We start from the raw sequence: 21,399 nt of genomic DNA, 5'->3' as shown, positions 1-21,399 counted from the left end.
CAATCGCTCTACTCTGGTTGCCATGCGCAGGTCGTCGTTACCACCGGTCGCAACGCGAGTTGCGGACACCCTGATCGCGCGCGGTCATCACGGCGTCATCGTCAACCAGCCCGCTGCCACGCACACCGCCGCCGACGCGGCGCTCGCGCTCGGTGTCGAGTTGGGTGCCATCACCAAATCGCTGGTGTTCCTGCTCGACGACGATCCGGTGCTGCTGCTGGTTTCCGGTGCGCACCAAGTGGATCTGCACAACACGGGCAAGCGGCTCGAAGGCACGCTGACCCGCGCGCCCGCGGCGATGGTGCGCGAGGTGACCGGGCAGCCGATCGGCGGCGTCGCACCCGTCGGCCACCCCACCAACCTGCCGACCTGGGTCGACAACGCACTCGCCGAGCATCGCGAGGTGTGGGCGGCGGGCGGGCACCCGAACACGGTGTTCCGCACCTCGTTCCGCGAACTGGTGCGCATCACCGCCGGGCTGCCGATCGATGTCGACTAGCACGCCACGCTGAAACAAAGATCAGGTGTGATCGAACTGGTTTCAGTGCGCGAGCGTAGTTTCGTCATGTGACCGAAGCACAGCGGCCCGAGGCGGGATTCCAGATCCCCGACGATTTGAGTGGTATCGCCGCGGAGCAGTATCGCGCGGCGATGCGGCACTACCCGGCCGGCGTCACCGTGGTGACCCTGGACTCGGTGGACGGTCCGGTCGGCTTCACCGCCACGTCGTTCGCGTCGCTGTCGATGACGCCGCCGCTGGTCTCGTTCAATATCGCCAACAATTCGTCGAGCCTGTCCGCGATGCTGTCCGCCGATTCCGTGGTGATCCACTTCCTCGGCGAACATCAGCAGCACATCGCGCAGCGCTTCTCCCGCAGCGCGGAGCACCGCTTCCGCGACCGCTCGCTGTGGACCACCCTCACCACCGGCGAACCCGTCCTGCACGGCACCCCGATCTGGGTGCGCGCCGCGGTCGAGCAACTCATTCCGATCGGTGACCACACCTTCGTCGTCGGGCTGGTCACCCGGGTGCACGACAGCACCGACGACAAACCGATCGCCGCGCCGCTGCTCTATTACAACGGCAACTACCACCGGCCGTCCTCACTGGGCGACTGACAGTCGACGCATTCCCGTCGATGCGGCCGCTCAGCCGATGAGGCAGGGCGCAGCGCCGTCGGCGGAATCGGGGTTGAACGGCCGGGTTTCCGGAGTGGGGTTCCACAGGCCGTTGGTGGCGGCGTAATTCCAGCTGGGCCCGGTGGACACGAGAGACGCGACGGCATCGATGAGGCGATCCACATCGGCGGAGGTGGTGCCGAGGCCGATGCTGGCGCGCAGAGCGCCGTCGAGACCGAGGCGAGAAAGCAGCGGATGGGCGCAGAAGCGGCCGTCGCGGACGCCGATGCCGTGTTCGGCGGAAAGATAGGCGGCGACGTGGCCGGGCGCGAAACCGTCGAGGGTGAACGCGACGATGCCGACAACGTCGGGGCTGTCGTCCCAGATGCGCAGCAGGCTGACTCCGGGGATGGCGCGCAGGCCCGCGCGGAGGCGATCGGCAAGCAGGCGCTCGTGTGCGGCGAGTTCTTCCGCGTCGATCGCACACAGCGCGTCGCAGGCGGCGGCGAGCGCGGCGGCGCCGAGCACATTCGGGGAACCGGCCTCGTGCCGCTGCGGCGCGGGCGCCCACTCGGCGCGCTTGGTGGTCACCTCGCGCACGGCGCCGCCGCCCGCCAGGTACGGCTGCGCGGCGTCGAGCCAATCCCGGCGGCCGACGAGCACACCGGCGCCGAACGGCGCGTACAGCTTGTGACCGGAAAAGACCAGGTAGTCGATGCCACTGTCGCGCAGGCTGAGCCGCCGGTGCGGCGCGAGCTGCGCGGCGTCGACCAGGATGCGCGCGCCGCACTGATGCGCGATGGTGGCCAGCCGCTCCAGCGGCAGCACCTCGCCGGTCACATTGGACGCGCCGGTGACGGCGAGCAGCGCCGCGGGCTTGGTGCACAGTTCGGCGATCAGGCGACGGATGGTCTCGTCGACCGTATCCGCGGCCTGCACCACACGGCGGCCGTGCTTGGTCCACGGCAGGAAGTTGGCGTGGTGCTCGATGTCGAGCACCACCGTGTCGCCGGGCACGCAGGCGGCCAGCAGGTTCAGCGAGTCGGTGGTGTTGCGGGTGAACACCACCACCTGGTCGTCGGCGGCATCGAGGAATCGGGTCACCGATCCGCGCGCCGATTCGTAGCACTCGGTGGAGATGCGCGAGGCGTAGCCCGCGCCGCGGTGCACGCTCGCGTAGAACGGCAACAGCTGCGAAATCCGGTCGGTGACCTGCTTCAATGCCGGTGCGCTCGCGGCGTAGTCGAAGTTCGCGTACGTGGTGGTTCCGCCCTGAACGAGCGGGACGCGCAGGTCGGCGCCGGATACCTCGGCAATGGCGGCACAGGTCTGGTCGGCAACAGCGGTCATCACGAAATCCCATCGGCTCCGGGACCCGCAATCGGGGAGAATTGTCGAGTCCGCGCTTGCCGTGCCCGGTCGGACATCGGCCTGGTCGTCACCCGGAGCACCCCACCGCGGAGGAGGGTTGCCGACCAGCAAGCCGGGGCTATGCGCTGGTACTCATGACCTGTCCCCGAGATTGGCAGATGTCACGCCGACCTGTCAACCCGGGTTCGCGATCGGTCATCCGGGCGAACGGAGATCGTCCCGGCCCCGGCCACACGCCGTCGCTGACCTTCGCGACTTCCCGGCTGCCGCATCCGCCAGCGCGATTCAGCGGCGCGAAACACCCCGCTGCTCGCCTTCCAGCAACACGACCGCAAAGGGCGGTGCGCCCGATCCCGAGTTCCGCGCGGTGCGGTCACAGCGGCCGGAACGCTCGTGTCGACAGCCGCGCACCATGTCCACGTTCGCGCCGAACGGCCAGCTCAGTCGGTCGCGCGACCAGGATCGAGCAGGCCTGACACACGGAATTGTGTTGCCAATCGTGAGGATCTGGGGTGCGATCGGTGGGTGTCGCTTTCGCTGTTGCTCAGCTTTATCGGTGTGTGCATCCTACTGTCGATCACGCCAGGGCCGGATTCTTTTCTGGTGCTGCGCTTTTCGATTGTGAGTGCACGACCCGGCATCGCCGCGGCGATCGGATCGGCGCTGGGCGGCATGCTGTGGGCCGTGGTGGTCGCGGCCGGTGTCGCGGCACTGCTCGAGCAGTCGGCGACGGCGTATCGCGCGCTCAAGGTGATCGGCGGCATGTACCTGCTGTACCTGGGCGTTCGCGCCCTACTCGACCACCGCAAGCAGCGCAAGGCGGCGCAGGCCGCAGGCGATGAACTCGCCGCGGTCGAGCAGGCTCGAGCGGGAACCCCGGTCCGGCTGCGCAGCGCGTTCACTGCGGGCCTGGTGTCCTGCATGTTCAACCCGAAGGTCGGACTCTTCTACCTCGCGGTCCTGCCACAATTCCTGTCCGAAGTCACCTTCGCCAACACCCTGGCCCTCGGCGCCGTCGAATCCTCCATCGCCGCCGTCGAAATGGTGCTGCTCGCCCTCGCCGCCTCCCGCGCGGTTGCCATGCTTCGCCAGCCCCATGTCCGCGATCGCTTGGAACAGCTATCTGCGGGCATCCTCGCCGCACTTGGTATCGGCACCGCCGCATCCGCCGCCTGACCGCATCCGCCTCGCGGAGTCGAACGCCCTCCCTCGAATCCAGCACGGCGACGAATGCCTTGCCCACGAGGAACGGGCATCCCGCGCCCCCGGCACGGGCTGGGACACGGCTTCGAAGCGCCCGCACATGGTGACACCGGTTCGGCGCTACGGGATCCGGCGGGATTCCGCGCGCCACAGGAAGATCGAGCCGATCAGCGAGATCGACGTCGCCCCGGTCAGCCACCAGAACGCCTGGCGGAAGCCAGCATCGAGAGCAAGTCCGGCTGTCGTCGCACGATAGAGGACCACGGCAAGCAGTGCCGCGCCGACCGAACCACCAACGCGCTGCAGGATATTCACCATCGATGCCGCATCGGGCAACTGCTCGCGCCGCACCGACGCGTAGGCGGCCGAGACGACCGGCATACCGGTCAGCGCGGTGGCCATGCCGCGAATCAGCAGGAGTACCTGGACGAGCACGGCGTTCGTTGCGGCGTCGCCGAATGCGAACGGCACCGTGACCAGCACATTCAGCGCATTGCCTACCACCGCGATGACGCCGCCGCCGTAGCGGTCGGTGACGCGGCCCGCGATGGGCAGCACAAGGATGCCGCCGATACCGAAGGTCAGCAGCGACAGTCCGGTGGCGATCAGCCCCTGATGGTGCAGCAGCTGGAAGTACAAGGGCAGCAACAGCATCGCCCCGTACAGCGACGCACCGGAGAAGGTGTTCGCGATATTGGCCGTCACGAACACCGGGCTGCGGAACATCGTCATATCGAGCAGCGCACCGCGCCCGCGTGCCGAGCGCAGCACGAACCCGCCGAGCGCGACGGCGCCGACGAGCACCGAAACCCACACCGTCGGCGCGGAGAACGCACCGCGGCTTCCGTATTCACCCAGGCCGTAGACCAGCAGCGACAGCCCGGCGCCGATCAGCACGAACCCGGTGACATCGAATCGCGCGTCGGCCCGCGCGCCCTTGCCCAGCGGAAGCAGCCGCACCGCGAGCACGAAGGCGACGAGGCCGAGCGGAATATTGATCAGGAACAGCCACTGCCAGTCGAGATGGGCCAGCATCACCCCGCCCAGGGTCGGCCCGAAGGCGGGCGCCGAGACCACCGCGATGCCGACAACGCTCATCACCCGGCCGAGCCCACGCGGCCCGGCGACCTGCCCGATCAGCGCCTGCCCGGCGGGCACCAGCAATCCGGCAGACAACCCCTGCGCGATCCGTAATGCGATGAGCCACTCGATATTCGGCGCGAGCGCGCACAGCCCGGACGTGACGGTGAAGCCGACGAGTGCCGTCAGCCATATCCGGCCCATCCCGAACCGGCGGCCCAGCCAGCCGACCAGCGGCAGCGTCACCGCGAGCGCGAGCAGATAGGCACTGGCCACCCACTGCGAACTATCCAGTGTCGCACCGAGATCCGTGGCGATGGTGTTGAGCCCGATGTTGACGAGCGAGGTGTCGAGCATGCTCATCACCGCGCCGAAGACGACGACACCCGCGACCCGCCACACGTGCGCGGGGATGGCCTCGAGCACGGGCTCGGCGGGTGCGACCGCCGTCTTGGTATCCGTCATGGATCCTCCGCTATTTGTAGATCAACTAGATTGTGGAGGCTATCAACAATCTTGTAGCTCAACAATAGATATAATTTCCGGATGCCCCAGGAGCCCCTCCACCCCCGCGGCCTGCTTCGCTTCCCGACCTACGCGCTCGGCAGGCTGCACAAGGCCGTGCACGCCGAGCTGGGCACCTCACTGCGTGAACATTGGGTCCTGGTTTTCCTGGAGGAATCCGACGAGCTGTCCCAGCAGCAGGTGTCCACCGCGATGGGCATCGATCGCAGCGAGGTGGTCCGGCTGATCGACGGCCTGGAGAAGTCCGGATTCGTCGTGCGCACCAGAGATTCCGACGATCGCCGCAAGTACCGGCTCTCCGTCACCCAGGCGGGCCGGGCCGAGCGCCTCCGCACCGAGAAACTCATCGAAGAGGCCGCCGACCGCGTGCTGCACCGGCTCGACGCCGAGGAGCGGCGCACGCTGCACCGGCTCGCCCTCAAGGCGCTCGGCCAAGACGCCGAGCGGTAGCCGGGCACGGCAACCGTCCGACCACCCGGTTCGGTGAGCGGCAAAGACCTGATACCGCGAGTACCGTAGATCCCTGGTCAGCGTGGTGTTTGCCGTTTGGTAACCCTGCTGTGAAACAACGAACGGCGAAACCGAAGGCAGGTCTATGAGAGGTGGGCAGGACGTGACGCTCCAGCCGCAGGTCGACGCCGCGACGGGCGCGCTCCCCGGACAGCGGGCCGACGACCCGCTGCTGCGGGCGGCGCTCGCCGCACCGGCCCGCACCCTCGTCGACATCCTGGCCGCCACCGCACGCGCCACCCCGGACGCCGCCGCCATCGACGACGGCGAGGTGGTGCTCAGCTATGCCGAACTGCTCACCGAAATCGACACCGTCGTCGGCAGGCTCGGCGCCGCGGGCGTGCGCGCGGGCGATCGCGTCGGCGTGCGGATGCCATCGGGCACCCGCGATCTGTACGTCACCATCCTCGCCGTGCTGCACGCGGGCGCGGCCTACGTCCCGGTCGACGCCGACGATCCCGACGAGCGCGCCAGGCTGGTCTTCGGCGAGGCGAGAGTCACCGCGATCGTCACGGCCGCGGGCACAGAGACAGTGGCGCGGACGTCCGACACCGCCGGAACAGACACCGGTCCGGCCACCGGGACGGAGTTGCCCACGGCCGCAACGCACCTCGGCGCTGGCGATGCGATGACCGCGCCGACGGCATCCAGCACGGGGAACGGCGCACCACAGCACCTGTCGACGGCGCTACCGACCGTCGACGACGATGCCTGGATCATCTTCACCTCCGGCTCCACCGGCACCCCCAAAGGCGTTGCCGTCACCCATCGCAACGCCGCCGCCTTCGTCGACGCCGAGGCAAGGCTCTTCCTCCAGGACGCCCCCATCGCCCCCGGTGACCGGGTACTCGCCGGCCTCTCGGTCGCCTTCGACGCCTCCTGCGAGGAGATGTGGCTGGCCTGGCGGCACGGCGCCTGCCTGGTGCCCGCACCGCGCGCGCTCGTCCGCACCGGCGCCGACCTCGGGCCGTGGCTGGTGCGCCGCGGCATCAGCATCGTCTCCACGGTGCCGACACTGGCCGCGACCTGGCCGGTCCAGGCGCTCGAGCCGGTCCGGCTGCTGATCTTCGGCGGCGAGGCGGTACCGCCGGAACTCGCCGAACGCCTTGCGGGCGACCCCGATTCGGAACGCGAGGTGTGGAACACCTACGGCCCCACCGAGGCCACCGTCGTGGCCTGCGCCGCGCTACTGAACGGCGCGTGGCCGATCCGCATCGGCCTCCCGCTGGACGGCTGGGATCTCGCGGTGGTCGATCAGGCCGGAAATCCGGTGGGCGAGGGCGAATCCGGCGAGCTGGTGATCGGCGGCGTCGGCCTGGCCCGCTATCTCGATCCCGCCAAGGACGCGGAAAAGTACGCTCCCCTACCGTCGCTCGGCTGGGACCGCGCCTATCGCAGCGGCGATCTGGTGCGCAACGACAGCGCCGGGCTCATCTTCCTGGGCCGCGCCGACGACCAGATCAAACTCGGCGGCCGCCGCATCGAACTCGGCGAGATCGATAGCGCGCTGCAGCACCTGCCGGGTGTCACCGGCGCCGCGGCCGCGATCCGGACGACCAAGGCGGGCAACAAGATCCTGGTCGGCTACCTGACCGGACCGGACGGCGATTTCGACGTCAAGAAGGCGAGAGAGCTTCTCGCCGAACAACTTCCGGCTCCGCTGGTCCCCCGGCTCGCCGTGGTCGCCGAACTGCCGACCCGCACCTCGGGCAAGGTGGACCGCGACGCGCTGCCGTGGCCGCTGCCCAAGGACGACACCGCGAGCCACGGCCTCACCGGTACCGCGCAATGGGTTGCCGGACTGTGGGATTCGATCCTCGGCGCCGAGGTCACCGGCCTCGACATCGACTTCTTCGACCTGGGCGGCGGCTCGCTCGCGGCCGCGCAGCTGGTCGCCGCGCTGCGCGAACGGTATCCGTGGATCGCCGTCGCCGACCTCTACGACCATCCGCGCCTCGGCGCACTGGTCGAACTGCTCGACGAGAGCGCACCGGCCGCCGTCGTCGAGGAGCGCATCGTCGCGCCGACCCCGCTGGCCGCGCAGGCAGCGCAGGTGCTCGCCACCATCCCGCTGACCACCCTCACCGGATTGCAGTGGCTCACCTGGCTCGCCATCGTCGGCAATGTCGCGGCGTGGTCCGGTTCGCTGCCCTGGCTGCCCGCGCTGTCCTGGTGGTGGACGCTGATCGCGTTCCTGCTCTTCATCTCCCCGCCCGGCCGCATGACGCTGTGCGTGCTCGGCGCACGGCTGCTGCTGCGCGGCGTCGCGCCGGGCAGCTATCCGCGCGGCGGCCCGGTGCACCTGCGGCTGTGGGCGGCGGTCCGGCTCTCCGAGGCCAGCGGCGCCGAAAACCTCTCCGGCGCACCGTGGATGGTGCCGTTCGCGCGTGCGCTCGGCGCCAAGATCGGCAAGGGCGTCGACCTGCACACACTGCCGCCGGTGACCGGCATGCTCGAACTCGGCGACGGCTGCAGCGTGGAGCCTGAGGTCGACCTGTCCGGCTACTGGATCGATGGCGACCTGGTACACCTCGGCCCCATCACCATCGGACCGGGCGCGGTGATCGGCGCACGGTCGATCCTGTTGCCCGGCACGAAGATCGGCAAGAACGCCGAGATCGCGCCCGGCTCCGCCGTATCGGGCAAGGTCAAGCCGGAGCAGGAGTGGGTGGGCTCACCGGCGGCGAAAATCGGTAAGGCGCAGCACCGCTGGCCCGCCGAGACGCCGGCGCGGGCGGCGCACTGGGTCGGTATCTTCGGCATCACTTCGATGGCGCTCGCCGCCATGCCGGTGCTCGGGCTCGGCTCGGGCGGCATCTTCCTCGCCTGGTTCATCCGCGATACCCGCACGCTCGCAGGCGGACTCGGCCGCGCCTTCGCGATACTGCCGGTCGCCACCCTGCTCAGCCTGACCGTCTACGCGGTGACCACCATCCTCGCCGTGCGCCTGCTGAGCATCGGCCTCACCGAGGGCTACCACCCGGTGCGCAGCCGGGTCGGCTGGCAGGCCTGGGCCACCGAGCGACTGCTCGATTCGGCGCGCACCTTCCTGTTCCCGCTGTACGCCAGCCTGCTGACGCCCGTGTGGCTGCGCCTGCTCGGCGCGAAGATCGGCGAGGGTGTCGAGGCGTCGACGGTGCTGCTGCTGCCCAAGTTCACCACCGTCGCCGACGGTGCCTTTCTCGCCGACGACACCATGATCGCCAGCTACGAACTCGGCGGCGGCTGGCTGCGCATCGGCGAGGCGAAGGTCGGCAAGCGCGCGTTTCTCGGCAACTCCGGCATGACCGCGCCGGGGCGGCGAGTCCCGAAAAATGGTCTGGTCGCGGTGCTTTCGGCGGCACCGTCCAAGGCCAAGGCCGGTTCGTCCTGGCTCGGCAGCCCGCCGGTGCGGCTGCGCCGCGCCTCCGAGACCACCGATGTCGAGCGCACCTTCGCGCCGCCGCCGCGGCTGCGGGTGGCCCGCGGCATCGTCGAAACCTGCAGGCTCCTCCCGGTATTGGTGACCTTCGCCATCGGCATCGGCGTGCTGTTCGCCCTCGCCGCGATCGCCCAGGCGGCCGGGCATCTGGTCGCGGCGCTGCTGTCCGGGATCGTGCTGCTCAGCGCGGGCGCGCTGGCCGGGCTCAGCGCCGTCGTCGCGAAGTGGTTGCTGGTCGGGCGGATCCGCGCCGAGGAGCATCCGCTGTGGAGTTCGTTCGTGTGGCGCAACGAGGTTGCCGACACCTTCGTGGAAACCGTTGCCGCACCGTGGTTCGCGCGCGCCGCGACCGGCACCCCAGTGCTCAATCTGTGGCTGCGCGGACTCGGCGCGACGATCGGTCGCGGGGTATGGTGCGAGTCCTACTGGCTACCTGAGGCGGACCTGGTGACACTCGGCGACGGCGCGACCGTGGAACGCGGCTGTGTGGTGCAGACCCACCTGTTCCACGACCGGATCATGGCCATGGACACGGTCACGCTGGAAGCGGGCGCCACCCTCGGCCCGCACTGCGTCGCGCTGCCCGCCGCCGTCATCGGCGCAGGCGCGACCATCGGCCCTGCCTCGCTGGTCATGCGCGGTGACGCGGTGCCGCCGTCCACGCGCTGGTGGGGTAACCCGATCGCGCCGTGGACCGGTGATCCGACACCGTCGGGAGCGGTGAACTGATGCCGGACAAGTACTACGAAGAGCCGATCGACGAGTACCTGCCGCAGAACGGCAACCGCGGCTACCGGGTCTCGCGCTACGAACTCGATCTCGTCTACAAGGTCGCCAGCAACCGGCTGGCAGGCCGGGCCGAGATCACCGCGGTGACCACCACCGTGCGGCCGCGTTTCGCGCTCGACCTTTCCCAGGCGCTCACCGTCGCCAAGGTGTTCGTCAACGGCGCCAAGGTCGCGAGATACGCGCACCAGCACGGCAAGCTGGTCATCACCCCGCAGCAGCGGATACCGGCGGGCGGCGTGCTCTCGATCGTGGTCCAGTACGCGGGCGTGCCGAAGCCGGTGCGCGGCCCGTGGGGCGAGGTCGGCTGGGAGGAACTCACCGAGGGCGCCCTCGTCGCGAGCCAGCCCAACGGCGCCGCCTCCTGGTTCCCCTGCGACGACCATCCGAGTTCCAAAGCGAGCTACCGGATTTCGATCACCACCGACTCGCCGTACTACGCGCTGGCCAACGGCACCCTGGTGCGCAAGCAGACCAAGGCGAGCCAGACCACCTGGGTCTACGAGCAGTCCGAACCGATGTCGAGCTACCTGGCCACCATTCAGATCGGCCATTACGCCAAGTACCGGGTCGGATCGACGCACAGCCCGGTGCCGATGCAGGCGGTGGTCCCGCCGCGGCTGCGCGCGAACTTCGAGCACGATTTCGAGCGCCAGCCGCTGATGCTGGAGGTGTTCACCGAGCGGTTCGGGCCGTATCCGTTCGAGGGCTACACCGTCGTCGTCACCGACGACGACCTGGAGATCCCTATCGAGGCGCAGGGCATCTCGGTCTTCGGCGCCAACCACTGCGACGGCCGCCGTGGCGCGGAACGCCTTGTCGCGCACGAACTCGCGCACCAGTGGTTCGGCAACAGCCTCACCATCCGGCGCTGGCGCGATATCTGGCTGCACGAGGGCTTCGCCTGTTACGCCGAATGGATCTGGTCGGAGGCCGCGGGCGGGCCGACCGCGGATCAGCTGGCCCGCGCCGCACGGCACAACCTGTCGCGGCAGCCGCAGGACATCGTGGTCGGCGATCCGGGGCCGCAGCGCATGTTCGACGATCGGGTGTACAAGCGCGGTGCGCTCACCCTGCACACGCTGCGCCTGGAACTCGGCGATATGAAGTTCTTCGACCTGTTGCGCGAGTGGACAATTCGCTACCGGCACGCCTCGGTCGTCACCGAGGAGTTCACCGACCTCGCCGGGCACTACAGCAACGTGCCGCTGCGCCCGCTGTGGGACAGCTGGCTTTTCGGCGAGCCGCTGCCGCAACTACCGCCGTTCGGCGGGCAATCCATCGCCTGATCAGAACACGAGGTAGCGCGCGGCGATCTGATCGACCAGCGGGTCGTCGTTCTCGACGCTGTCCAGCGCGTCCAGATCGGCCTGCACCGCGATCCGGCGCGTGTCGTCCTGTTCCGGATCAGGGCCGTCCTCGGCGAGCTGGCGCAACAGTTTCGCCCTGACGCGGTCCTTCAATGAATCGGCCATGGCTGAATCCTGCTCTATACCGGCGCGAGCCACGTTCCCCACGGCGTGTTGCGCAGCACGGTGAAAGCGGCGACGAACGCGAGGAACACCCACAGCGTCGGCTTGGGGATGGTGACCACCGGTATCGGCTTGTCCTGCCAGGAGCGGACGATCCAGCTGCCGACCCATATCGCGAAGACGAGGACGAGCGGCAGCGCGATGATATTGCTGTGGATCGCGTCGAGCACCCGGCCGTCGGTCAGGTTGTGCACCGCGCGCATGCCGCCGCAGCCGGGACACCACCATCCGGTCAGCGCGTAGAACGGGCAGATGCCGTACGAGCCCTCCTGGTGCGGGTCACGGAAGTGCAGCAGCACGGCAGCTCCGATACCGGCGCCCGCCGCGAGGAGCGGCACAGTCCTTGCGCGCCACGGCGAAACGCGGGACGGACCCGGGGTGGGGTGCGTCGAATCGGACGCGGCGTGCGTGGTCTCCACAAGGACCAACGGTAACCGCGGGTGCGGCGGTGTCGCTACCGCGCTGGCCGGGTCCGAAAATGCGCGCCCGCGCCGCCGAGTCCGGGTCATGATCGCCGCAGCGCGCCAGCAAGATCAACTCCTGTTGCCGTTTACGCAGGTAGCGTACAATTTTCGGGGTGGGCGCCGCTGGTTCCACCCGGCTCGACGATTTCGGGTTCGCCGCGGTTCACAAGCTCGGATACGGGCACGTGGGCCATTGGTACGCACCCGCGGACAGCGATACCGCGGACTCCCGCACCCCACGCACCGTCGCCGTGGAGATCGATCCCGGCGACGGCTCCTCGGTCGTCGTCTTCGTCCAGGCCCCGAATCAGCGCGATCTGCCCAACGATTTCCATCCCGACGATCAGGTCTGCCTGGTGATGCCCGAGGACATCGAAGCGCTGCTCGACGAGTGTTCGGGCGACGTCGCATCTTCGTCACGATCGGCGATAACCAGGAAGAGCGCGCTCGGTACCCAGCGTTTGTCCAGGTAAACCTCGTTCATCGGAGTGAAGACCGGGGTATTCACCTACCGAGCCGGATTTCCGCCGACCACGCGCTTGCACTAGCAAGCACCTTGCTTGCACTGTTAGTGTGGCGGCAGACACAAAGGAGTGCTCGAATGCTGGCAATGTCGATGAAGACGTTGGCGGGGGTGCGTGGCACCGAGCCGCTGACCGCGGGCTACCGCGCCCGACTACGGACCCGCACGTTCGCGACCGCGTCGCTGAACAAGCCGACCGCCCCCCGCGAGGTCATCCCCGTCACCACCGTCGACGGCGCCAAGCTCCGTGTGCACGCCTACGGCCCGGCCGACGGCGAGACCATCGTGCTGATCCACGGGTGGAGCTGCAGCATCGAGTACTGGAATCCGCAGATCAACGCGTTCGCCGACCGCTACCGCGTGCTCGCCTACGATCAGCGCGGCCACGGCGAAAGCTCGCTCGGCACCAGCCCGCTCGGCGCGCAAACCCTCGCCGACGACCTGAACGCCGTCCTCGACGCCGCACTGCCGCGCGGTGCCCGCGCCATCTTCGCCGGCCACAGCATGGGCGGAATCACCTTGCAGGCGTGGGCCGCTCGCTATCCGGAACAGGTCGCCCAGCGCGCCGCCGCCGTCATGCTCGTCAACACGACCACCGGCGACATTCGCCACGAGACCGATATGCTCCCGCTGCTGAACAAGCCGCTCACCGTCGCGCACAAGCCGGTGACGGTATTCGGTTCGCCGGTGCGCGTACCGCAGCTGCTCTCGGAAACCGTACTGACCGTGCCGGTTCCGCTGCCGGGCCTCGCGCCGGTACGCGCGATCTTCAAAGCGCGCGTGATGAACAAGTACGCCACCGACGACGAGGTCGACTTCTCCCTCGGCATCGTCCGCTCCTGCCGCCCGCTCACCCGTGGCCTGCACGCGGCCGCACTGGCCGATCTCGAACTCGGCGACGCCGCGAAGTATCTGACGGTGCCGACCACCGTGATCGCGGGCAGCAACGACCACCTGCTCCCCGAGCGGATGAACCGCCCGATCGTCGAAGCGCTCACCCGCACCGGCCATCTCGCCGACTACCACGTCTGGCCCACCGGCCACCTGTCGAATATCGAAGCGGCACAAAGCTTCAACGCCGAACTGGCGGCCATCGCGGCCCGCGCCACCGCGCGCCGCGCCGCCGCAGGCTAGTCCACCTACCCTCTCCTGGGCCGATCAACGGCGCTCGGCCCAGGAGCTTCCCCCTCGCCCGGCTCTCCGGCGATGGTTGTTACCGTGGCTTATGACCAGCGGATCCCCTGCTGTGGCGCGACGCCGTGAGCAGCTCAGCGATTTTCTGCGCACCCGGCGGGCGCGGCTGACCCCCGCCGATGTCGACATGGTCGCCGTCGGACGGCGGCGCACACCCGGGCTGCGACGCGAAGAGGTCGCCGCGCTGGCCGGAGTCGGGGTGTCCTGGTACACCTGGCTCGAACAGGGCCGGGATATCAATGTCTCCAATGAAGTGCTCGACGCGATCAGCCGGGCGCTGCGGCTCAGCGAGCCCGAGCGCGCACACCTCTATCTACTGACCGGACTCAACCCGCCGCGCGTCGGCGGGGCCGACGCCGACGTCACCCCGGAACTGCGGCAACTGCTCGACGCATGGTCGCCGCGCCCCGCGCTGCTGCAAGACAAATACTGGAACCTGCTCGCGCTCAACGACGCCGCGAAAACCGTGCTCGGATACCACGACACCGACCAGAACTGCCTGATCACCTTCTTCACCAACACCCGCTACCGCGGCATGCACGGCCACTGGGCCACCATCGCCCCGGATATCGTCGCCGCATACCGCGCCGAAGCCGCCCACTCCCCCGGCGACCCCGAATTCGCCCGCGTCATCACCGAACTCACCGCCGCGAGCCCCGAATTCGCCGACCTGTGGGCCCGCCACGACGTCGGCGCTCCCATCCAAGCGGTGAAAGCCGTACACCACCCCGAAGCAGGCGACCTGCTTTTCGACACCACGAACCTGGCCGTGGCCAACCACCCGGATTGGCATGTGATCCTTTACAACCCGCGCCCCGGGACCGACACCGAGGCCCGGCTGCACCGACTCCAACGCATCCGCCTGGCCGCACCGGCCTGATCGGCGGCACGCCACGCGCGAATCGATCGGCCCGTCTCACGACTGCGTGAGCATCCCGATCAGCAGCCCGCCTCCTTCGACCTGCGGGGCCGCCGCTGTGGCTCGATCGGCCGTCCCACCCGCCAGCGCGGCTCGATCGGCGGCCCTGCACTGTGATCTGGTCAGCGGCTCTCGCTTGCTTCGTCGGCAACGGCCGAGGTCCAGGCTGGTGGTGACAGTCCCAGGTTGACCGCGCACTGTTTAGGGTTCGCGGCGATCGGCACGCTGAATCCCATGACACAGCACAACTCCCGCTTCGAGAACAAGATCGCACTCGTCACCGGCGGCACCAGCGGCATGGGCCTCGCCGCCGCGCACCGGTTGCTCGCCGAGGGCGCGCAGGTGGTGATCACCGGGCGCGACAAGACCAAGCTCGATGACGCCGTAGCCGAACTGAACGGCGGCGACCGCGTCCTCGCGATCCGCGGCGACGTCGCGAACCTCGCCGACCTCGAGGCGCTCACCACCGCGATCCGCGAACGCCACGGCCGCCTCGACGTCCTGTTCGCCAACGCGGGCGTCGCCTCCTTCGGCCCCTTCGCCGATATCACCGAAACCGAATTCGACCGCGTCGTCGACATCAACTTCAAGGGCGTCTACTTCACCATCCAGCAGACCGTCCCCCTGCTCGCCGACCACGCGTCCATCGTCATCAACGCCTCATGGACCCTGCACCGCGGCATGCCGGGCGGCTCCCTCTACGCCGCGACCAAGGCCGCGGTCCACAACCTCGCCCGCAGCCTCGCAGCCGAACTGGCCCCCCGCCGAATCCGCGTCAACTCGGTCAGCCCCGGCTACATCGAAACCCCCATGTACCACGCCAACGTCGCCGCCGAAGCGGAGGCAGCCCTCATCGCCACCGTCACCGCCGCCCGCCTCGGCACCGCTCGAGACGTAGCCGACGCCGTAGCCTTCCTGGCCTCCCCCGAAGCCTCCTACATCAACGGCCAAGACCTCATCATCGACGGCGGCCTGGTCGCCGCCATCAACGAATCCGCCGTCCGCTCCCACTGACCCGCAACGAAAAAAGGCCCCCGAAACACTGTCGCGTTGGAGACCTTTCCGAAGTGGAGCCGCCCAGGGGAATCGAACCCCTGACCTTTTCATTACGAGTGAAGCGCTCTACCGACTGAGCTAGGGCGGCGTGCCTCTCGGCGTGGCGAGTCTATCGTCTCGAGGTGCGGATCGCGAAAACGGGTGGTCATCGCGGGCATCAGGCGGATTGGGCGGACATGAGGGCGGCGGCCATGGCGGCGAGGGCGAAGCGGGGTTTGACATTGAGGTCGAGTGCTTCGCGGCAGGCGAGGACGGCTTCGATGGACAGGAGCAGGCCCTCGGGGCGGACTCGGTCGGCGAGGTCGTGGATCTGGTCGGCCAGGTCGGGGTGGGTGAGGGTGACGCCGGAGGTGCGGGTCGCCGCGCCGAAACGGACGGCGAGTGCGTCGCGGTAGACGCCCGCGACGTCGATGAGGGCGCGGTCGAGTGCGTCGCGGCCGGTGCGGGTGGCACGGGATTTCTGGCGGCGTTCCAGGTCTTTGAGTACGCCCGCCGAGCCGCGGGTCGCGCTCGCCGCGCCTTTGCCGGTGCCGCCGGCGCCGAGGGCGGTGGCCAGCTCTTCGCGTTCGCGTTCGTCGCGGGCCGCGCTCATCTGCTTGGCCTCGTCGTCCGCGGATTTCACCAGTTCGTCGGCGGCCGCGTACGCGCCGCCGGGTCGGGACGCCGCGGCCACCAAGGCGAGGGCTCGCTTGCGGCGTGCCCGCGCCTCCTCGTCGGTGGCCAGTCGCCTGGCACGGCCGACATGTCCGCCGCTGATGGCGGCCGCCCAGTTCGCGGTCTTCTCGTCGAGGTTGTCGCGCTCACGCAGCACCCGCGCGATGGCGGGCACCGACGGCGTCACCAAATGCACATGCCTGCAGCGGGAGCGCAGCGTGATGGAGATGTCCTCCGGATCGACCGACGGCGCGCACAGCAGGAACACGGTGCGGTCCGGCGGCTCCTCGACCACCTTCAGCAGCACGTTGCCCGCCGCCTCGGTCAACCGGTCGGCGTCCTCGATCACCACCACCTGCCAGCGCCCGGTGCTCGGCCTGCGCGAGGCGATCTGCACGATCTCGCGCATCTCCTTGGTGCTGATGCTCAGCCCCTCCGGCACCACCCGGCGCACGTCGCCGTGCGTTCCGGCCATGGTCGTCGTGCACGCGTGACACCGGCCACAGCCAGGCGTCCCCTCGTCGGTGCATTGCAGCGCGGCCGCGAAGCACAGCGCCGCAACGGATCTGCCCGATCCCGGCGGACCGGTGAACAGCCACGAATGGGTCATCGCACCGACGACGCCGCCCCCGCGCGCCGCGATCGCGGCAGCCGTCAGCTCGGACTCGACCGCATCCTGGCCGACCAACCGATCGAAGACACCTGCCACGCCGAACACCTTAGCCGCCCCCACCGACACCGATCCCGCGCGCGGTCACCCGAATTCCGCCCGCGGATCGCCGCGGTGGCGGATCCTCGACGTGGAGGTGGATTTCATCGTGAGAATTCTGTTGATCACCGGGGACGCTGCCGAAGACCTCGAGGTCATGTACCCGTACCAGCGCCTGCTCGAAGAGGGCCACGAGGTGGACATCGCGGCCCCCACCGTCAAGAAGTTGCAGTTCGTGGTGCACGACTTCGTCGACGGCTTCGACACCTACACCGAGAAACTCGGGCACAGCTGGCCCGCCGACCTCGAATTCGCGGCCGTCGAGCCGACGAACTACGACGCGCTGGTGCTGCCCGGCGGCCGAGCGCCGGAGTACCTGCGCAACAACGGGCACTGCCAGCGCCTCGTCCAATACTTCATCGATACCCGCAAACCCATCGCGGCGCTGTGCCACGGACCGCTGATCCTCGCCGCCGCAGGCGTTTTGACCGGCCGCTCGTGCAGCGCCTACCCCGCGCTCGCCCCCGATATCGAGGCGGCGGGCGCGAAGTTCGTGGACAGCGCGGCCCACGTCGAGGACAACATCGTCACCGGCCGGGCCTGGCCCGATCACCCGGCCTGGATGCGCGAATTCCTGAAGCTGTTGCGCGCGTAAGGCGGCTGCCTCCGACTCCGCTCCGCTCCGGCCCGGCGCGAACCGGACTCCGTCCGCTGATTACGCGATGCGCGTGTAGGTGCTGTTCTGCCCGTCGAGTTCCTCGCGGATGATGTCGGCGTGCCCCGAGTGGTGCGCGATCTCACGCAGGATGTGCAGCAGCGTGTAGCGCACCGTCCACCACACCCGCTCCGGAGTCCACGGCGCGGTCGGCGTCGGGATCGAGGCGTCGAGGCTGTCCACCGTGCGAATCAGCTCGGCGGTCGCCTCGGCCACCTCGTCCCAGGTCGCCAGCAGGCCCGCCACGGTTTCGTGCGGCGCCATCACGTACTCGCCGTCGAACGCCGCGACGTCGAGTTCGGCGTTCTCGTCCCGCTCGACGATGACGGTCGCCCAGTGCCGCTCGCAGTTGATCAGGTGGTGCAGCAGGCCGCCGAGGGTCAGCTCGCTGTTGGTGGTGCGCTTGCGTGCCTGGTCGTCGTCGAGATCCTTCAGGGTGATCCGAAACAGCTCACGCTGGTTGGCGAGGATGCTGATGAGATCCTCGCGCTCCTGGTCGGACATGGGCGATCCTTCACTGCTGATGCGGCGGTACGGACCGAGGTTACGACCAATACCCGCGAATCACCGAATGAATGAGCGGCTCAGGCCTTTCCGACACCCGTCTTCTTGGCGGCGGCCTTCTTCGCGGCGGACTTCTTGGCCACCGTCTTGGTGGTCGTCGCCCCCGCCTTCTTCGCTGCTGCCTTTGTCGCCGTGGCCTTCTTCGCGGGCGCCTTCTTGGCCGCCGCCTTCTTGGCGACCTTCTTCACCGGACCGCGCGCGCGTCGATCCGCGAGCAGTTCCGAGGCGCGCTCATCGGTGATCGATTCGACCTCGTCGCCCTTGCGCAGGCTGGCGTTGGTCTCACCGTCGGTGACGTACGGGCCGAAGCGGCCGTCCTTGATCACCATCGGCTTGCCGGTGGCCGAGTCGTTGCCGAGTTCGCGTAGCGCCGCCGCGCTTGCGGCCTGCCTGCCGCGCCGCTTGGGTTCGGCGTAGATCTTGAGGGCCTCCTCCAACGTCACGGTGAAGATCTGATCCTCGCTGTTGAGCGAGCGAGAATCGGTGCCCTTCTTCAGGTATGGGCCGTAGCGACCGTTCTGCGCGGTGATCTCGTCACCGGATTCCGGGTCGGCGCCGACCACCCTCGGCAGCGAAAGCAGTTTCAGCGCATCGTCGAGCGTGATCGTCGCCAGGTCCATCGACTTGAACAGCGACCCGGTGCGCGGCTTCGGCGCGACCGCCTTCTTCGCGGTCTTCTTGGCTGGGGCCGGATTCTCCTCGGCGGCGGGTTCGGGCAGCACCTCGGTGACGTACGGGCCGAAACGTCCTTCCTTGGCGACGATTTCGTGCCCGGACACCGGATCGGTGCCGAGCGAGCGGCCCTCCTGCGGAGTGGAGAACAGCTTCTCCGCGACCTCGGGGGTCAGCTCGTCCGGCGGCAGGTCATCGGGCAGGTTGGCCCGCTGTGAAACCGAATCCCCTTCGGGGTCATCGGGATTGACGACCATCCGCTCGAGGTACGGACCGTACCGGCCGACCCGGACCACCACATCGCGATCCTGATCGTCGGCGAACAGCTTGATCGAGTTGATCTCGCGCGCGTCGATGTCGTCGAGCCGCTCGCCGACCATCTTCTTCAGGCCGCCCGAGCGCGCGACCGAGCCTTCCACGCCGTGGTCGCCGCCGAAGTAGAAGCTGGACAACCAGTTTCCGCGCTGCTCGCGGCCGCCCGCGATGGCGTCGAGGTCGTCCTCCATGGCCGCGGTGAAGTCGAAGTCGACCAGCCTGCCGAAATGTTCCTCCAGTAGGCCGATCACGGCGAACGCCACCCACGACGGCACGAGCGCGCTGCCGCGCTTGTACACATACCCGCGGTCGAGGATCGTCTTGATGATCGACGAATACGTCGAAGGACGGCCGATGCCGAGCTCTTCGAGCGCCTTGATCAGCGAGGCCTCGGTGTAGCGCGCGGGCGGATTCGTGCTGTGCCCATCGGGATTCAGCTCCACCGCGGTGACGCCCTGGCCCTGCTCCAGCGCGGGCAGCCGGGATTCGGCATCGTCGGATTGCCCGCCCGCCTCCTCGTCCACGCTCTCCACGTAGGCCTTGAGGAAGCCGGGGAAGGTGATGGTGCGACCCGAGGCGGAGAACACGCATTCCTCGCCGGTGCTCGCGACGCCGGTGATCCGCAGCGTCAGCGTGGTGCCCCTGGCGTCGGCCATCTGCGAGGCGACGGTGCGCTGCCAGATCAGCTCGTAGAGCCGGAACTCGTCGTTGTCGACCCGCGAGTGCAGCTGGCCCGGCGTCATGAAGGTGTCGCCGGCCGGGCGGATCGCCTCGTGTGCCTCCTGCGCGTTCTTCACCTTGCGGTTGTACTGGCGCGGGGTCGGCGAGACATATTCCGCGCCGTACAGCTGCGTCGCCTGTGAACGCGCCGCGTTGATCGCCGACTGCGACAGCGTGGTCGAGTCGGTACGCATGTAGGTGATGTAGCCGTTTTCGTACAGCCGCTGGGCCACCCGCATGGTGCGCTCGGAGGTGAAGCGCAGCTTGCGCGCCGCCTCCTGCTGCAGGGTCGAGGTCATGAACGGCGCGTACGGCTTGCGCGAGTACGGCTTGGCCTCCGCCGACGACACGACCATGTCGGCGCCGTCGAGCGCCTCGGCCAGCCGCCGCGCGTAGCCCTCGTCGAGCACGATGACCTCGGTGCCCTTGAGCTGACCGTCGGACCCGAAGTCACGGCCGGTGGCGACCCGCGCGCCGTTGACGTTGACCAGCCTGGCGCCGAAGGTGCGCGGATTGGTGGCGTCGCCGTCGGCGCCGCCCGCGTCGAGTTTCGCCGCGATATCCCAGTATTCGGCCGAGCGGAACGCCATCCGCTCGCGCTCGCGCTGCACGATCACCCTGGTGGCGACCGATTGCACGCGGCCGGCCGACAGGCGCGGCATGACCTTCTTCCACAGCACCGGGCTGACCTCGTAGCCGTACAGCCGGTCCAGGATGCGGCGCGTCTCCTGCGCGTCGACCAGGTCGCTGTCCAGTTCGCGAGTATCGGCCGCGGCCGCCTGGATGGCGGGCTCGGTGATCTCGTGGAAGACCATCCGGCGCACCGGCACCTTGGGCTTGAGCGTCTCCAGCAGATGCCAGGCGATGGCCTCGCCCTCGCGGTCGGGGTCGGTGGCGAGGTAGAGCTCGTCGGCGTCCTTCAGCAGGCTCTTGAGCTCGGCGACCTTCGCCTTCTTATCCGGGCTGATGACATAGATGGCCTCGAAGTCGTTGTCGACGTCGACGCCGAGGCGCGCCCACGGCTGCCCCTTGTATTTGGCCGGAACATCCGCCGCGCCACGCGGCAGGTCCCGGATATGGCCGACGGAGGCCTCCACCGTGTAGTTGCGGCCCAGATAGGGCGCAATCTTGCGGGCCTTGGTCGGGGACTCGACGATCACGAGACGACGCAGGGGACGGCCCTGGTCGGCTGCACCGCGGTCTCGTGTTGCCACCGGCGAATACACCTTTCCTTCTCGACCCGCGCGGCGTTGGTGCGCCTGATGCGCGGCTGGGGCAAGCGGTCGCGACAACTGACGTCGCTACCAGACACGTTTATACCTTGACGCGCCTCGCGGTCGAGTGCTT

Annotated in this window: 18 protein-coding genes, 1 tRNA gene and 1 riboswitch; of the genes, 11 read left to right on the top strand and 8 right to left on the bottom strand. The window is 68.8% G+C overall.

All coding sequences use genetic code 11. From position 1 onward, the window contains the following. Positions 1-22: 22 nt before the first annotated feature. Positions 23-499 (top strand): YbaK/EbsC family protein, encoded by a 477-nt coding sequence (locus tag ACIG5A_RS15290; protein WP_397240836.1) that lies wholly within the window; start codon positions 23-25, stop codon positions 497-499. Positions 500-567: 68 nt separating this feature from the next. Then, positions 568-1,119, top strand: coding sequence for a flavin reductase family protein (locus tag ACIG5A_RS15285; protein WP_397240835.1), 552 nt, complete (start codon positions 568-570; stop codon positions 1,117-1,119). 30 nt (positions 1,120-1,149) lie between these two features. Here ACIG5A_RS15285 and ACIG5A_RS15280 read toward each other — a convergent pair whose 3' ends face one another. Next, a complete protein-coding gene (locus tag ACIG5A_RS15280) occupies positions 1,150-2,469 on the bottom strand; it encodes an aminotransferase class V-fold PLP-dependent enzyme (protein ID WP_397240834.1) in 1,320 nt (439 codons plus the stop codon). Between the two features lie 47 nt (positions 2,470-2,516). Next, a riboswitch (SAM riboswitch) is annotated at positions 2,517-2,630 on the bottom strand. A gap of 481 nt (positions 2,631-3,111) precedes the next feature. On the opposite strand from ACIG5A_RS15280, the gene ACIG5A_RS15275 reads away from it, so the two are divergent. Beyond that, positions 3,112-3,666, top strand: a complete 555-nt coding sequence (locus ACIG5A_RS15275) for a LysE family translocator (RefSeq protein ID WP_397240833.1) — start codon at positions 3,112-3,114, stop codon at positions 3,664-3,666. Between the two features lie 147 nt (positions 3,667-3,813). On the opposite strand, the gene ACIG5A_RS15270 is transcribed toward ACIG5A_RS15275, so the two are convergent. Further along, on the bottom strand, positions 3,814-5,238 hold the full coding sequence (locus ACIG5A_RS15270; protein ID WP_397240832.1) for a DHA2 family efflux MFS transporter permease subunit: 1,425 nt from the start codon (positions 5,236-5,238) through the stop codon (positions 3,814-3,816). Between the two features lie 81 nt (positions 5,239-5,319). Between ACIG5A_RS15270 and ACIG5A_RS15265 the strand changes: the two genes are divergently transcribed. From ACIG5A_RS15265 to ACIG5A_RS15255, 3 genes are all read left to right on the top strand, one after another. Beyond that, positions 5,320-5,748, top strand: a complete 429-nt coding sequence (locus ACIG5A_RS15265) for a MarR family winged helix-turn-helix transcriptional regulator (RefSeq protein WP_397240831.1) — start codon at positions 5,320-5,322, stop codon at positions 5,746-5,748. 229 nt (positions 5,749-5,977) lie between these two features. Next, positions 5,978-9,958 (top strand): Pls/PosA family non-ribosomal peptide synthetase, encoded by a 3,981-nt coding sequence (locus ACIG5A_RS15260; RefSeq protein ID WP_397241776.1) that lies wholly within the window; start codon positions 5,978-5,980, stop codon positions 9,956-9,958. After that, positions 9,958-11,304, top strand: a complete 1,347-nt coding sequence (locus tag ACIG5A_RS15255) for a M1 family metallopeptidase (protein WP_397240830.1) — start codon at positions 9,958-9,960, stop codon at positions 11,302-11,304. The genes ACIG5A_RS15260 and ACIG5A_RS15255 overlap by 1 nt, the downstream gene beginning before the upstream one ends. Here the strand turns inward: ACIG5A_RS15255 and ACIG5A_RS15250 are convergent, their stop codons facing one another. Both ACIG5A_RS15250 and ACIG5A_RS15245 read right to left on the bottom strand, forming a co-directional pair. Next, entirely contained in the window at positions 11,305-11,490 is a 186-nt protein-coding gene (locus ACIG5A_RS15250; RefSeq protein WP_397240829.1) for a hypothetical protein, read from the bottom strand. Between the two features lie 14 nt (positions 11,491-11,504). Then, a complete protein-coding gene (locus ACIG5A_RS15245; RefSeq protein WP_397241774.1) occupies positions 11,505-11,885 on the bottom strand; it encodes a DUF2752 domain-containing protein in 381 nt (126 codons plus the stop codon). Between the two features lie 239 nt (positions 11,886-12,124). On the opposite strand from ACIG5A_RS15245, the gene ACIG5A_RS15240 reads away from it, so the two are divergent. From ACIG5A_RS15240 to ACIG5A_RS15225, 4 genes are all read left to right on the top strand, one after another. Beyond that, entirely contained in the window at positions 12,125-12,484 is a 360-nt protein-coding gene (locus tag ACIG5A_RS15240) for a hypothetical protein (protein WP_397240828.1), read from the top strand. A 128-nt stretch (positions 12,485-12,612) separates the two neighbouring features. After that, complete coding sequence (locus ACIG5A_RS15235; RefSeq protein ID WP_397240827.1) at positions 12,613-13,668, top strand: alpha/beta fold hydrolase; 1,056 nt, start codon at positions 12,613-12,615, stop codon at positions 13,666-13,668. Positions 13,669-13,759: 91 nt separating this feature from the next. Next, a complete protein-coding gene (locus ACIG5A_RS15230) occupies positions 13,760-14,608 on the top strand; it encodes a helix-turn-helix transcriptional regulator (protein ID WP_397240826.1) in 849 nt (282 codons plus the stop codon). Between the two features lie 273 nt (positions 14,609-14,881). After that, positions 14,882-15,661, top strand: a complete 780-nt coding sequence (locus ACIG5A_RS15225) for a glucose 1-dehydrogenase (RefSeq protein WP_397240825.1) — start codon at positions 14,882-14,884, stop codon at positions 15,659-15,661. Between the two features lie 54 nt (positions 15,662-15,715). Here ACIG5A_RS15225 and ACIG5A_RS15220 read toward each other — a convergent pair. Together ACIG5A_RS15220 and ACIG5A_RS15215 are read right to left on the bottom strand one after the other, a co-directional pair. Next, positions 15,716-15,791: transfer RNA gene (locus tag ACIG5A_RS15220), tRNA-Thr, on the bottom strand. A gap of 69 nt (positions 15,792-15,860) precedes the next feature. Next, positions 15,861-17,066: a DNA polymerase III subunit delta' gene (locus tag ACIG5A_RS15215; protein WP_397240824.1), complete on the bottom strand. Its 1,206-nt coding sequence runs from the start codon at positions 17,064-17,066 to the stop codon at positions 15,861-15,863. 109 nt (positions 17,067-17,175) lie between these two features. Here ACIG5A_RS15215 and ACIG5A_RS15210 point away from each other — a divergent pair, with 109 nt between their 5' ends. After that, complete coding sequence (locus tag ACIG5A_RS15210) at positions 17,176-17,721, top strand: DJ-1/PfpI family protein (protein ID WP_397240823.1); 546 nt, start codon at positions 17,176-17,178, stop codon at positions 17,719-17,721. 60 nt (positions 17,722-17,781) lie between these two features. On the opposite strand, the gene ACIG5A_RS15205 is transcribed toward ACIG5A_RS15210, so the two are convergent. Beyond that, a complete protein-coding gene (locus ACIG5A_RS15205; protein WP_397240822.1) occupies positions 17,782-18,285 on the bottom strand; it encodes a DinB family protein in 504 nt (167 codons plus the stop codon). Positions 18,286-18,365: 80 nt separating this feature from the next. Beyond that, entirely contained in the window at positions 18,366-21,212 is a 2,847-nt protein-coding gene (gene topA, locus ACIG5A_RS15200) for a type I DNA topoisomerase (protein WP_397241772.1), read from the bottom strand. Positions 21,213-21,399 lie beyond the last annotated feature (187 nt).

The organism is Nocardia sp. NPDC052566 (assembly GCF_044547285.1).
GTDB lineage: Bacteria > Actinomycetota > Actinomycetes > Mycobacteriales > Mycobacteriaceae > Nocardia.
The sequence above is the reverse complement of the archived record's forward strand: the minus strand, read 5'-3'. Positions and strand labels throughout refer to the sequence as shown.